Below are 12,956 nucleotides of genomic sequence, written 5' to 3' on the forward strand. Positions count from 1 at the left end.
CTCGCCCTTGGAGACCAGCGTCGGTCAGGTCACCCGGCGGCGGATCCACCGGACGCGGAACCCGGTCAGGGCCAGGGCGAGGCCGAGGTAGAGCCCGGTCTCGGCCCCTTGCGGGGCCCAGAAGCTCCAGGACCCGCCCACCCCCGTGCCCCCCGAAGGCCGAGCGGGACGTGCGACGTAAGTCGCACGGGCGACGTGCCTGGATGCGACTTCGGTCGCACAAGTGACCTGCCCCGGATGGCGACTTCAGTCGCATACGAAGGCGACCGGGGAGGGATGTGGCATCGTGTGCCCGGCCCTGAGGATGGCCGGGTGACCGAGATCATCGCGGGCCTTCACCTGTCCCCTCCGGAACTTCTCGCCCTGCTCAGTGCCGTCGCACTGGTGGTGGCGCGCTGGCTTCCACCCGCCGCACGCCCACGCGTCACGGTCGCGGCGGGAGCGGTCCTCGTGCCGTCCGTGATCGCGCTGACTGCGGTGGGCATCCGCTGGCAGATGCTGCCTGTCCTGGCAGGCGCCGCCGTCGCGTCACCCTTCGCGCTCTCTCCCCTGCTGCGCCGTCGTACCGGCCGGCCCGCGCGGCGGGCCCGGTGGTGGCTGGCAGGGCCGGGGGCGGTGGTCTGCGTCGGCCTGATCGCCTCCGGCCCCTTGGCGGCCTGGGCCTTTCCCGTGCCCGTGTTCCCCGAGCCGTCGGGCCGCTACGCGGTCGGCACCCACGTCGTGCAGTGGACCGACCCACGCCGCCCCGAGAGCTTCACCACCGATCCGCACGACCGGCGTACGGTCGTGGCCCAGCTCTGGTACCCGGCCCGGACGAGCCCGGCGGGCGCGCAGCGGGCCCGCTACCTCGGGCGCACCGAGCACGAGGCGCGCACCGTTTCCGATGCCCTTGCCCGCGAGACCGGTTTGCCCGGCTTCCTGGTCGACGGCGTCCCGCGTGCGCACACCCATGCGGTCTTCGACGCCCCGGTGGCCGGTGGGGGCGGACGGTTCCCGGTGGTGCTGTTCTCGCCGGGGTCGAGCGGAGTGCGTACCCAGAACACCGCCTGGTCGGAGGAACTGGCCAGCCACGGCTATGTGGTCGCCGCCCTCGACCACCCGTACGACTCCGCCGCCGTCGTCCTCGCCGACGGCCGGACGATCCACTCCGAGATCGCCTCCACCGGAGACCGGGACGAGGACTCGGATCTGGCGGCCGGCTGGACGGCTGTGCGGGCAGCCGATCTCCGCTTCGTCCTCACCCGGCTGGACCACCTGGACCGGGGGGAGACGGCCGGCCTCCTGACCGGACGCCTGGACACCGGCCGGGTCGCGGTCACCGGCCACTCCATGGGCGGCGCCGCGGCTCTGCAGGCAGCCCGGCAGGATCGCCGGTTCGACGCCGTCATCGACCTGGACGGCTACCCCCACGGCCCCACCTCCCCCTCCCTCCACCAGCCGACGCTCGCGCTCACCCAGGCCATCACCCCCGAAACCGACCCGCGCTACCTGCCCCGCCTCACCGAGGCCCTCACGCGCAGTACCGCGACGAGCTACCGGCTCACCGTCCCCGGCACCGCACACCTCACCTTCATGGACGGCCCCCTCTATCTGCCGCCTGTGCCCTCGATCGTCGGCTCCCTGGGCCGCACCGAGAGCCCGCGCGTCGTCGCCGCGACCACGCTCGCCTTCCTGGACGCGACCCTCCGGCACGAACCCGGTGACCTGGCCGGCGCTCTGGCGGCCCACGGCGACCTCAGCGTCCACCGCCCGGACGACAGCCCTTGATCGGCTGCACCCGTGCCGGCCGGCCCGGAACCGGCGGGGAGAACGGCGGTCAGGCCGATACGCGCGGGATGCCGCCGGCCCTCGCCCCGGCTTCGACCGGCACGACCCGCCGGGCCGGGTGAGAGTGGGAGGCGGGCAACGCCACCGACCGGAGAAGGCGTGATGCGGTACGTCAACCTGCGTGCGCTGGAGGTGTCCCGGAGCCGCCGCGGGCGCCACCCGCACCGAGGCCCAGGCGCGGAGGCTCGAACGCAGACCACCCGAACCGCCCGGTACGGCCAAGGCCCTCATCCGCCCTGGACCACCCGCACAGCGAAGGACCCTCCGCCCATGCAGACCGTCACCCTCAACAACGGCGTCGAGATGCCGCTCCTCGGCTTCGGCGTCTACCAGATCCCCGCCGAGGACACCGAGCGCGCCGTCTCCGAGGCCCTGGCCGCCGGCTACCGCCTGTTGGACACCGCCGCCGCCTACGCCAACGAAGAAGCCGTGGGACGCGCCATCGCCTCCAGCGGCATCCCGCGCGAGGACCTGTTCGTCACCACCAAGCTGTGGGTGCAGGACGCCCCCGCCGAGGACCACACCCGCCGCGCGTTCGCGATTTCCCTGAGCAAGCTGGGCCTGGACCACCTCGACCTGTACCTGATGCACCAGCCCTTCGGCGACGTCCACGGCCAGTGGCGCGCCATGGAGGCGCTCCACCGCGAGGGCGTGACCAGGGCGATCGGGGTCGCCAACTTCTACCCCGACCGGCTGATCGACCTGATCGTCCACAACGAGATCACCCCGCAGGTCAACCAGATCGAGACGCACCCCTTCTTCCAGCGCGCCGACTACCAGGACCTGATGCGCGAGCACGGGGTGCAGATCCAGTCCTGGGGCGGCTTCGCCGAGGGCAGGAACGACCTGTTCACCAACCCGCTGCTCGCCGGGATCGGCCGGGAGCACGGCAAGTCGGTCGCCCAGGTCGTCCTGCGCTGGCTGACCCAGCGCGGTGTCGTCGCCATCCCCAAGTCCGTGCGCGCCGCGCGCATGGCCGAGAATTTCGACGTCTTCGACTTCCGGCTCACCGATGAGCAGATGGACCGGATCGCCACCCTCGACACCGGCAGCTCCCTGTTCTTCGACCACCGCGACCCCAAGATGGTCACCTTGCTCGGAGGGCACCGTCTGGACGGCTGAACGGCGCCGGACGCCCCTCGCCGGACGCGGGTGCCCTGACGTACACGCCCGAGGCACCCGCGCCCCCGTTCCGTCCCCGGTTCACCGGGAGCCGTCCACCGTGATCGATCCACACCGCCGTGCCGCCCTGCCGAGCCGGCGCACCGTTCTGCGCGGGAAACTGCCGGCAGGAGCCACCCTCCTGGCCGCGACCCACCTGTCGCGCCGCGCACCGTCCTCGCCCCAGCCCGAGGCCGGCGCCTCCCCTCGGCCCTCCGCACGGCAACGGGATGTACGTACGCCAACGGAAAGCGCTCCATGGCGGATCGTTCCCTTCCGCACGCGCACCTGTTCCGATCGTGTTCCGGCCAATTGCGGGGTTGCCGGTCGTTCGCGGAGGGCAGGTTTGGAGAGTTGCAGGGCGGGCATCGACCGGCCTCGTGGTAGGGGGCGGTTGTCGGCACATGCGGGGGCTCGCGCGGGAGCGCGCGGCGCATCGCATCTCTCCGGCATGGCGTCCACGGCGTGCCGGCGCTTCCGGCAGCGTGGTGCGAACGACACAGTGGGCCGCCTCCCTGCAGGCAGACCGCTCGGAGGGTGGCCCGCAGGTCGACGCGGGCCGCGGAACAAGGAGGTTGGCCATGACAGTGCGCGCCGTCGAGCTCCCCCAGCTGTGGATGCCCTACCCGCTGCGGGTGAATCCGTATCTGCCGGCCTTACGCGAGGAGAGCGAGTCCTGGGCGCGCGCGATGGGCATGCTGGACGGCGACGCGGGATCGTCGGACCGCCGCGCGATATGGACCCGGTCGCGGTTCCACGCCATGACCGTGGACCAGCTCACCGCCTGGACCCTCCCCGACGCCTCTCTCGACGGCCTCCGGCTCAACCACCGGTTCAACATCTGGGCTCTGGCCTGGGACGACTACTTCGCCTCCGCCTTCAAGCAGACCGGTGACCTGCCCGGCGCACGGCTCTTCACCGCCCGGCTGCGGGCGTTCCTGAGACCGGAACCAGGCGCCCGGTTGCCGGAGCCGAGCAACGCCGTCGAGCGGGGGATCGCCGATCTGCAGCAGCACCTCTTCCCCCCGCAACTGGCGCACTGGCGGCAGGAGTTCAACCGCGCCCTGGAAAGATACGTCGATGCCGGTGTCGAGGAACTGGCCAACAGCCGCAACGGCCGCATCCCCCACCTGATCGACTACGCCCCGTTCCGGCGTGAGAGCTTCGCCGCCTATACCGCGCCCTACTCGGTCGAGTTGGCCACCGGCGCGCGCATCCCCGAGCAGATCCGGCACACCCGGACCGTCCACGCCCTGCTCGACGCCTTCATGGACTTCATGGGCCTGGCGAACGACATCGCCTCCTACGAGAGGGAGGTGCACGAGGAGCACGACGTCAACAACCTCGTCCTGGTCGTCGGAACGTCCCTCGGCATCAGCCTCCACGACGCGGTCCCGGCTGCCCTGCATCTGGTGAACGCCCGGCTGCGGGACTTCGAGCACCTCAGGCAGGAGGAACTGCCGTTGCTCGTACGGCGATCCGGTCTGCACGACGACGAGCACGCCGAGCTGGAGGTGTGGCTCGAGGGAGCGTGCAGTTTCCTCTCCGGTATCCACGCCTGGTACACCGGAGCACCCCGCTACGCCGCCGCGGACGTCTTGTTCCGGCCGTAGCGGCAGCGACGGCTTGGCAGCGGGAACGGCCGTGACGGTGGCGGACACCTGGCGCCGAGGGGTGCCGACGGAACGCGTCGGCACCTCTCGGCGGGGACGGTCGGCGCAGAGCACCGGCCGTAAGGGCTACCTCCTCCGCAGGAGACGTCCGACCCGCGTCCACCACGAGGCACGCGGCTCGGACCGCTGTCGCGTCTCCGGTTCGTTCAGTGGCTCCACCGGTGCCGAGGGCATCGCGATGCCCTGGGCGGGCGGGGCCGGGAGCGGCGCCGGGACGTCGTGCGCCTGGGGCGGGCGGGGGGCGAAGGTGACGGGCAGCTGCGTCAGGTGACGGGCCCAGGTGGAGGAACGCCAGGTGAGGCTCTCCTCGGGGACGCCCAGGGTGATGTCGGGCAGCCGGGTGAGGAGGATGTCGATGCCGGTGTCGGCGATGATGCGCCCGATGTCCTGGCCCGGGCATTCGTGGGTACCGGCGCTGAAGGACAGGTGCGCGCGGTTGTGGTGCACGGGCGCCGAGGGATCCGGGCGGATCGCCTCGTCGACGTTTCCGGCGGCCAGGCCCAGCAGGAGCATGTCCCCCGCCTTGATCTGCTGCCCCCCGAGGGTCGTGTCGCCGTTGGCCCAGCGTCCCGGACACACCATCAGCGGGGGTTCGTCCCAGAGGACCTGCTCCACGGCTTCGGGAAGGGTCATCTGTCCGCCGGCCAGCGAGCCGCGGAACCGGGGGTCGCTGACCACCATGCGGAGGACGTTGGACATGAGGTTGGCGGTCGTCTCGTATCCGGCCAGCAGGATGAGCCGGAGGTGGTGCTGGACCTCCTCGTCCGAGAGGTTGGCGGGATGGGCCATCAGCGCGGAGGCGATGTCGTGCCCCGGGCGGGCCCGCTTGGCCACCACGAGCCGTTCGAGGCTCTCCAGTACGTAGGCGTTGCTGGCGAGCGACGTCTCGGTGGCCTTGAAGAGGTCGCGGGCGGCGTGCACGAGCTCGGGCGCGGACTCGTCCGACATGCCAAGCAGGTGGGTGAGGGTGAGCATGGGCAGGTGCTCGGCGTACCGGTCCACCAGTTCCGCCTCGCCGCGCTCGCAGAACGTGTCGATGAGCTGGTGGGCGAAGCGGGTGATGTGGCGGCGGATCCCGCGGTGGTCGAACTGGCTGAGGCTGGCCGTGACCGCGCCGCGCAGGCGCTGGTGTTCCTCCCCGTCCGCGCAGACGCAGTCGGGACGCCAGCCGATCATCGGCACGAGCGGCGAGGTGGCGGGGTCGATCTCCCCGCTCGTCCAGCCGTGCCAGACGCGCGGGTCGCGGGAGAACTGGGTCGGGCGGCTGGCCACGTCCCGGTTCTCGAGGTACCCCAGGACCAGCCAGGCGCGTACGTCGCCGTCGAGCAGGACGGGCGCCACCGGACCATGGGCCGCGCGCAGCTTCTCGTACAGACCCATGGGGTCCGTCGCCGCGTCGGCGCCGTAGAGCCGGGTGGCTCCGCCGGGTCCGGTCGCGGTGTGGGCCGGGCAGCCCGGGGGCGGGCTCGGCTCGGACGTCGCGGTGGGGCTTTCGGTGGGCGGGACGGTCATGCTGTCTCCTGGGCGGCGGCGAGGGTGCGCAGATAGACCATGAGCGAGAGGAGGGCGTCGCGGCAGGACGCCCGGTCCCGTGCGTCACAGGTGACGATGGGCACGGAATCGCTGAGGGCCAGAGCGGTGCGCAGATCCGGTACGGGGTACTGCGGGGCCTCCGGGAAGGCGTTGACGGCCACGACGAAGGGGACGCGGCGGTCTTCGAGACGGGTGATGACCTCGAAACAGACTTCGATCCTGCGGGTGTCGACGAGCACCACGGCGCCGAGCGCGCCCTCGAAGATGCCGTTCCACAGGAACCAGAAGCGCTCTTGTCCCGGCGTCCCGAACAGGTAGAGGATCAGCTCCCGGTTGATGCTGATCCGTCCGAAGTCCATCGCGACGGTCGTCGTCTTCTTGCCTTGGGCGCCGGGATTGTGGTCGATCCCGACGCCCGCCTGCGTCATGGTCTCCTCGGTGGTCAGGGGCGGGATCTCGCTCACCGCCCCGACCATGGTCGTCTTGCCGACTCCGAAGCCGCCGACGATGACGACCTTGACGCCCCTGGCGCCGTGGGGCAGCAGCACGTCGGTGTCACGCGGGCCGGCGTCGAGAGCGTCAAAGCTGGCGTAGTCCATGGATCACCGCCTCCAATAGGCCGCGTTCGGGGTATGCCGCCACGGGCACGGGTGCGATGGCCTCGACCCGCTCGTCGTCGACGAGCTTGGAGAGCAGCACGGTGACGACGCTGAACGGGAGACTGAGATAGGCCGACACCTCGGCCACCGAGAGCGGGTAGGTGCACATCGAGAGGATGGCCGCGTGCTCCGGCTGCATCGCGGGCTCGGGCTCGGACCTCGCCGCGATGAGGGTGACCAGGTTGAAGGCCTTGGCCTTGGATCCCGGGCCACCGGTGATGACGTAGAGCGGGACAGGAGTGCCTTCTTCCCAGGGGGCCTGGTTCTCTGATGTCACATCGCCTGCCCGACGTCATCACGCGGCGGGCTGGTCATGTGCTGGCCGATGCGCACCACCAGCGTCCGCATGCGGTCCCCCAGCAGTCCGGCGTCCACCTCCTGGTCGGCGAGGACCGCGAGGTAGGCCCCGGGGCCGGCCGCCATCAGGGAGAAGTACCCGCCGTCGGCCTCGATGCCGACCATCCGCGTCGAGCCGTTCCCGTGCGGGAACATCTGGGCGATGGCCCGGGCCAGACTCTGGATCCCGGAGCAGGCGGCGGCGATCGCGTCGGCGGTGTCGGACGCCGTGTTCGCTTGCCCGATGCACAGGCCGTCCGACGACAGGACGACCACGTGTCGCACGTACGGGACGCCGCCCACGAGCTCCTTGAGCATCCAGTCCATGTTGGGCAGTGGCTGCATGTTACTCAACCTCATCTGACGGCTCGCTGTGTGGAGTGGATGGTTCCGCGCCCGGCCTCTTCTCGCCGTTGAACGCCTCCCACATCAGGCCCGGCGGGCGGGATGCGGCGGAGGATCCCCGGGGGGCGGGCGGAGCGGCGGGCGGTGTAGGCGTCCCCATGACGACCGGTGTCGGGACGGGCGTCTCCCGGCGTCGCTGCGGGAGACCGTTGGCGGTCTTCCCGACCTCGCCCGTCTCCGGGACGGCGTCGCGCGCCTGCGTCGGTCGGGGCATGACGGGGCCGCCCATGCGCCTGCGGACCGGCGGCGGGGTCTTCACGACGGGCTGCGGCACCGTGGTGATCAGACGCCGGGGTACGAGCACGACGGCCCGTACGCCCCCGTAGGCGGAGGTGCGCAGGTCGACGTCGCAGCCCAGCTCGCGGGCGAGTCGGCTGACGACGGGCAGGCCGAGCTGTGTCACCTCGCCGAGGCCGGCGAGATGGATGGTCGACCCCGACTGCGCCATGACGCGTTCGACGCGCTGCCGGACCTCTTCGGTGAGTCCGACGCCACGGTCCTCGATCTCGATCGCGATGCCGGAGGGCACCTCGCTCGCGGTCACCTCGACGGGGGTGTGCGGCGGCGAGAACGTCGTGGCGTTATCGAGGAGTTCGGCGAGCAGATGGATCAGCGGTTCGGCTCCCGGGCCGGTCACGGCCACTTCCGTCACCGACTGCAGCTTCACGCGGGGGTAGTCCACGATGCGTGACATGGCACCGCGCAGCACGTCGTAGAGCGGAATGGCCTTCGACCACTGGCGCCCGGGCCGGGCGTCGCCCAGGACCGCGATACTGGCCGCGAGGCGGCCGATCAGGGCGTTGCGGTGGTCGATGTCCTGCAGGCCGCGTGAGACCACGACGTCCGTGCCGTGGAGGATCTGCATGGAACGGAGGTCCTTGGCGAGCTGGTGCACGATCGCCTGCATCCGGCGCGCGACCGCCACGAGGGCCCGCTGGGAGGCGTCCCGGGTGTACTCCTCGGCCTCCACCGCCTCCAGGAGCGTACGCAGGGCTCCCTTGAGCGCCTCGGTGAACTCGTCGTCGAGGTGCTTGCCGAAGGTCACGGCCTGCAGGACCTCCGAGGCGGGGGTCCCCTTCTGCAGACGGGCGACGGCCGCGGGCAGCAGCTCCTCGGCGAGCCAGACGGTGGTGGCCCGCTGCTGGGCAAGGCGCCCGATCAGCGCGGCCTCCCGCTGCGCGGCGCGCTCCCCCGCCTCGGCGCTCGCCCGCGCGTGGCGGGCCCTTTCCGCCGACCCCAGCCGCCGCGCGGTCTCGGCCGAGGTGGCGACCGTGAGGACGACGGCGGCGAGGCCGCACCAGGCCACCGGAGTCCGTATCTGTGCAGGGGAGAGGAGCAGCGCTATGGCGGAGGCTCCGGCAAGAACTCCGGGCGGGAGGAGCCACACCCGGGCAACCGCGGTTGACCGGGCTCTGGAAACTGATCCTGCACGAACCATCAAGGGGTCCCTAAACAGTCTGAAATGAGCGGACTGAGGTGATGCGATGCGCCGAGACGAGCGAGTCGGACTCCACACGGGCACGCACGCATGCCCCGACGAGGCCCCGCGGCCGCCTCGGGGTCGCGCCGTCGGTCGCTTCCCATGGCAGCCCACTCCGTCCACGCGCACCACAGCGACCATGACTCGCTGTGAGCGCAGCGCAACACATCGGGGAGCATAGTCAGTTCGGGTTCGCCATGTGACTTTGCGAAAAGGACAGCCGCCACCGGTCATTTCGGGCGCATCAAACGACCAATCCAGGCATCGAAGAAGCACTCAACCGATCACATCCTGGCGCCCGCGGGCCCCATGGTTCCCGGCCGCCCCATCACCTGGCGCGGGCTACGGCACGGAGCCCCGGGCCCGGCCCCTACACGCGGAGGACCGGGCTCGTGGTCGAGCGGGAAGCCGGACAGGCACCCGCGCGGGCCTCGCAAACGGGTCAGCGAGGCCCGGTCGGTTGGTGTCCCCAGCAGGTCAGCATGCCGGCCGACAGTGCGGCGCATGCGTCGGAGGCGAGGTAGCGGATCGCCTCGTCGACGGCGTGGGTGTCGACCAGGCCGGTGGCGAGCATCGCTGTTCTGCTGCGTTCCCAGGTGTCCGCCCAGAAGCGGCTGATCGGGCTGCCGGGTAGCAGCGGGGGCACATGGACCTCGGCAGCGACGGGCAGGAGCCCCGCCCCACGGAGCAGGTGGGGGTACGACGGCACCCAGGAGACGTCCGTGCCGATGGTGGCGCGCAAGCCCTGCCACATCGCGCGCATGACCGCGCTGTACGGAGTGGTGGGTGTCCGGTCGGCCGTCAGGTCGACCGCGTCGCTGAGCACCAGTACACCGCCGGGCTCGACGAGTTCGGCGAGCCGGGCGATCAGGTGTTCGCGCTCGGGCAGGTGCATCAGGACGAAGCGCGCGTGGACGAGCCGGAACCGGCCGGGGACGGAGTCCGGGGCGGTGATGTCGGCCTCCAGTACGTCGAGACCCGGCACGGGCCGCTCGGCGAGGAAGCGCACGTCGCGGTCGACGGCGAGCACGCTCGCCACCTCGGCCTCGTCAAGCAGCCGACGGGAGACCGTGCCGGTGCCGGCCCCCACGTCGAGACACCTCCACCCGGGGCCGACGCCGAGCGCCCGCAGGCGCGCCAGGGTGATGTCGTCGTATGCGAGGGCCCCGAAGTCGATGCGCTCACCCTCGCCCGCCTGTTCGGGGCGGAACACGGTTTCGCCGTAGCGGCCGCCGTCCGGTGCGTCCCCGCACGGAGCGGCGGTCACGACGCCGGCGCCGTGGTGGAGTCGGACGTGTCCAGCTCGACGAGCCCCGGCGCCCGGTCGGCGCGGTACGGGAACGGCGGGTCTTCGCACACGTACATGGCCGGACCTCTTCATGCGGTGGGGCGGTGCCGGGCGGCCCGTCCCCGGGCCCCCACCCGACCGATCCTGCACGAGCGGCCGCCCTCGCGCCCGAGGCGCGCCGGGCCCGAGCCCCTCTGCCCCGCGAACGCGGCACACGAAGCAGCCGAGTGGGCGCACGGGAGACCCGAGGGCCGGCCCCCCGCGGGTGACGCGGTCTCGCTGTCGGGCGGCGGAGTGACGGGATGGCCGCCGCTCGACCGGCGCGCACGCCCGGAGGGCGGCTCCCGTCGTAGGCTGCATCGCGCACGCGAGGGACAGGAGGCCGGCGGTGACCGAGGCGATGGTGGACGAGGTGACGGCCGAGCTGGCCGCGCTCGAGGACCCGAAGGTACGCGCCGTCAACGAGAGGCACGGCGACGACCACGGCGTGAACCTCGGCAAGCTGCGCACACTCGCGAAGCGGCTGAAGACACAGCACGATCTCGCATGCCGGCTGTGGGAGACGGATGACGCGGCGGCCCGGCTGCTGGCGATCCTGGTCTGCCGCCCGAAGGCGTTCACCCGCGACGAACTGGACACGATGGTGCGCGAGGCGCGCACGCCCAAGGTGCACGACTGGCTCGTGAACTACGTGGTGAAGAAGACCCCGCACGCCGAGGAGCTGCGCCTGTCCTGGTCCGCCGACCCGGATCCGGTGGTCGCGAGTGCCGGCTGGGCGCTGACGACCGAACGCGTGGCGAAGAAGCCCGCGGGTCTGGATCTCGCGGGACTGCTCGACCTCATCGAGGCGGAGATGCGGGACGCCCCGGACCGCCTCCAGTGGGCGATGAACCACTGCCTGGCCCGGATCGGAATCGAGCACGCCGAACACCGCGCCCGCGCGCTCGACATCGGCGAACGCCTCGGGGTCCTCAAGGACTACCCCACTCCCCCGGGCTGTACGTCTCCGTTCGCGCCCGTCTGGATCACCGAGATGGTGCGCCGACAGCAGGAGACGTAGGGGGCCCAGGGACTCGGCGGCGGGCGGTGCGCGGGACGATCGGGTCGACGTGCGGCGCCGTCGGCATGGACCGCGTGGTCGACGGGGTAGGCAGGCCATGACATCACGACGGGCCGCGCCGGTGCGGAGAAGAGGGGACCACTGTGCGGGACGGGGAGAAGGAGCGGTCCGCCGCGGAGACGGGCGTGCTGTCGGCGGCGGAGCTCTTCGACGGACTGGGGCTCGCCTACGAGGAGGCCTTCGGCGGTCTGCCCGAGCAGGTGGCCGCGGTCGACTGGCTGACCGCCCGGCTCGGAGCGGGCGCTCGGGTGCTCGATGTCGGCAGTGGTACGGGGCGGCCGGTCGCCGAACGACTGGTCCGCGCCGGCTGTGAGGTGACCGGGATCGACGTCTCCCCGACCATGGTGGAACTGGCGCGCCACCAGGTGCCGGGGGCGCGGTTCGAGCAGTGCGACGTGCGGGCGTTCGATCCTCCGGAGGGAGGCTTCGACGCCGTGTGCGCCTTCTTCCCCCTCTTGATGATGAGCCGGGCGGAGGCGGGCGCGGCACTGGAGGCGATGGCCGGCTGGCTGGCGCCCGGTGGCTATCTGGTGTCTGCGACGGTGCCCGCGGACGTGGAGGGCGTGCGCATCGAGTGGATGGGGCGCGGCGTGGAAGTCTCCAGCTTCTCGGCACAGGAGTACGTGCGTCGGCTGCGCGAGGAGTGCGGTCTGGAGGTGTTGCACCACGCGGTCTCCCGGTTCCGGCCGGCCGGCGATCTGGCGGAACCGGAGGAGCACCTCTTCTGTTACGCCCGCCGCCCATGACGCGGGAGCCCGGGACCCGGGCCGTTCCCCGCCGGGACCTTCCCAGCCCGGGCGTTCCGCGCCCACGGTAGAGTCCCCGGCGAGACGGCGGCAGGCATCGGGGGACACATGCGGGACTTCGTCGACGACCGGCCGAAGCGGCGGGGATTCCTGACGCTGCTGGGTGCCGCCGTGCTTCTTCCGTCGTTCGCCGCGACCGCCTGCACCGCGGTTCCGGAAGCGGCCCGGGACGACGACGCGGCCACCGGTGACCGCGTACGCGTACGGACCGACATCGACCCGCTCCGTGAGCCGTTCGCCGCACTCGGGGAACTGGCCGACGCGCACTGGCTCGGCTACGACATCGACGAGACGGGACAGCGCTTGACGGTGCCCGGTCCCGAGGCGCGGATCCGTGTGGTGGGGCTGGCCAGGCCGGTGCCGGGCGTGGCGGAGCTCATGCGCTCCGCGCACCCGGACGAACGCTTCGCGCCGTCGGCGCTGCCCGCCGACATCCCGGACCCGCTGGCGCCGCACCTGCCGACGCGGTCCGGCTGGCAGGCCAGCACGGCGTACGACGCGCGCGTGCTCGCGCCCGGTCCGGGGAAGCCCCCGGGCGACGAACACGTGAAGGGCCGCTTCCTGCTGCACCCGCAGCGAGACCTCGTCTGGTTCGACACCCTGTTCCTGATGACCTGACAGGCCGTTCGTCACCGGTCGGCTCGTCGTCGCGCGCGCGGACGGTGCCT

The 12,956-nt window shown here is 71.9% G+C and carries 12 protein-coding genes; 6 read left to right on the top strand and 6 right to left on the bottom strand.

Going from position 1 to position 12,956, the window contains the following annotated elements; translation table 11 throughout:
• The first annotated feature begins 276 nt into the window (after positions 1-276).
• The 3 genes from ACZ68P_RS31340 (at position 277) to ACZ68P_RS31350 (ending at position 4,601) form a co-directional block, all read left to right on the top strand.
• Complete coding sequence (locus tag ACZ68P_RS31340) at positions 277-1,767, top strand: alpha/beta hydrolase family protein (RefSeq protein WP_471012167.1); 1,491 nt, start codon at positions 277-279, stop codon at positions 1,765-1,767.
• Between the two features lie 330 nt (positions 1,768-2,097).
• A complete protein-coding gene (locus ACZ68P_RS31345; protein WP_471012169.1) occupies positions 2,098-2,949 on the top strand; it encodes an aldo/keto reductase in 852 nt (283 codons plus the stop codon).
• Positions 2,950-3,569: 620 nt separating this feature from the next.
• Positions 3,570-4,601 carry a terpene synthase family protein gene (locus ACZ68P_RS31350; RefSeq protein ID WP_471012170.1) on the top strand — a complete coding sequence of 344 codons (1,032 nt, stop codon included), beginning with the start codon at positions 3,570-3,572 and terminating at the stop codon, positions 4,599-4,601.
• A gap of 126 nt (positions 4,602-4,727) precedes the next feature.
• Here the strand turns inward: ACZ68P_RS31350 and ACZ68P_RS31355 are convergent, their stop codons facing one another.
• The 6 genes from ACZ68P_RS31355 to ACZ68P_RS31380 all read right to left on the bottom strand — a co-directional run bounded on the left by ACZ68P_RS31355 (position 4,728) and on the right by ACZ68P_RS31380 (position 10,341).
• Positions 4,728-6,173 (bottom strand): cytochrome P450, encoded by a 1,446-nt coding sequence (locus ACZ68P_RS31355; RefSeq protein WP_471012172.1) that lies wholly within the window; start codon positions 6,171-6,173, stop codon positions 4,728-4,730.
• Positions 6,170-6,793 (bottom strand): GTP-binding protein, encoded by a 624-nt coding sequence (locus ACZ68P_RS31360; RefSeq protein WP_471012174.1) that lies wholly within the window; start codon positions 6,791-6,793, stop codon positions 6,170-6,172. The genes ACZ68P_RS31355 and ACZ68P_RS31360 overlap by 4 nt, the downstream gene beginning before the upstream one ends.
• A complete protein-coding gene (locus ACZ68P_RS31365; RefSeq protein ID WP_365716574.1) occupies positions 6,774-7,130 on the bottom strand; it encodes a DUF742 domain-containing protein in 357 nt (118 codons plus the stop codon). The genes ACZ68P_RS31360 and ACZ68P_RS31365 overlap by 20 nt, the downstream gene beginning before the upstream one ends.
• Positions 7,127-7,534, bottom strand: a complete 408-nt coding sequence (locus ACZ68P_RS31370; protein ID WP_365716572.1) for a roadblock/LC7 domain-containing protein — start codon at positions 7,532-7,534, stop codon at positions 7,127-7,129. Before ACZ68P_RS31370 ends, ACZ68P_RS31365 begins: the two co-directional genes overlap by 4 nt.
• 1 nt (position 7,535) lies before the next feature.
• Positions 7,536-8,900, bottom strand: a complete 1,365-nt coding sequence (locus ACZ68P_RS31375) for an ATP-binding protein (protein ID WP_471012177.1) — start codon at positions 8,898-8,900, stop codon at positions 7,536-7,538.
• A 616-nt stretch (positions 8,901-9,516) separates the two neighbouring features.
• Entirely contained in the window at positions 9,517-10,341 is an 825-nt protein-coding gene (locus ACZ68P_RS31380) for a class I SAM-dependent methyltransferase (RefSeq protein WP_471012180.1), read from the bottom strand.
• A gap of 421 nt (positions 10,342-10,762) precedes the next feature.
• Here ACZ68P_RS31380 and ACZ68P_RS31385 point away from each other — a divergent pair, with 421 nt between their 5' ends.
• From ACZ68P_RS31385 to ACZ68P_RS31395, 3 genes are all read left to right on the top strand, one after another.
• Positions 10,763-11,422 (top strand): DNA alkylation repair protein, encoded by a 660-nt coding sequence (locus ACZ68P_RS31385; RefSeq protein ID WP_471012313.1) that lies wholly within the window; start codon positions 10,763-10,765, stop codon positions 11,420-11,422.
• A gap of 143 nt (positions 11,423-11,565) precedes the next feature.
• Complete coding sequence (locus tag ACZ68P_RS31390; protein WP_471012183.1) at positions 11,566-12,228, top strand: class I SAM-dependent methyltransferase; 663 nt, start codon at positions 11,566-11,568, stop codon at positions 12,226-12,228.
• 108 nt (positions 12,229-12,336) lie between these two features.
• Positions 12,337-12,906 (top strand): hypothetical protein, encoded by a 570-nt coding sequence (locus ACZ68P_RS31395; protein ID WP_471012187.1) that lies wholly within the window; start codon positions 12,337-12,339, stop codon positions 12,904-12,906.
• Positions 12,907-12,956: the final 50 nt, after the last annotated feature.

It is taken from the genome of Streptomyces sp. NPDC036822, assembly GCF_055609145.1.

What these genes read in the sequence shown, in the direction of transcription:
- ACZ68P_RS31345 (WP_471012169.1), top strand. Translation starts at nt 2,098, where the DNA reads ATGCAGACCGTCACCCTCAACAACGGCGTCGAGATGCCGCTCCTCGGC.
- ACZ68P_RS31355 (WP_471012172.1), bottom strand. Translation starts at nt 6,173, where the DNA reads ATGACCGTCCCGCCCACCGAAAGCCCCACCGCGACGTCCGAGCCGAGC.
- ACZ68P_RS31370 (WP_365716572.1), bottom strand. Translation starts at nt 7,534, where the DNA reads ATGCAGCCACTGCCCAACATGGACTGGATGCTCAAGGAGCTCGTGGGC.
- ACZ68P_RS31395 (WP_471012187.1), top strand. Translation starts at nt 12,337, where the DNA reads ATGCGGGACTTCGTCGACGACCGGCCGAAGCGGCGGGGATTCCTGACG.
- ACZ68P_RS31340 (WP_471012167.1), top strand. Translation starts at nt 277, where the DNA reads ATGTGGCATCGTGTGCCCGGCCCTGAGGATGGCCGGGTGACCGAGATC.
- ACZ68P_RS31350 (WP_471012170.1), top strand. Translation starts at nt 3,570, where the DNA reads ATGACAGTGCGCGCCGTCGAGCTCCCCCAGCTGTGGATGCCCTACCCG.
- ACZ68P_RS31385 (WP_471012313.1), top strand. Translation starts at nt 10,763, where the DNA reads ATGGTGGACGAGGTGACGGCCGAGCTGGCCGCGCTCGAGGACCCGAAG.
- ACZ68P_RS31360 (WP_471012174.1), bottom strand. Translation starts at nt 6,793, where the DNA reads ATGGACTACGCCAGCTTTGACGCTCTCGACGCCGGCCCGCGTGACACC.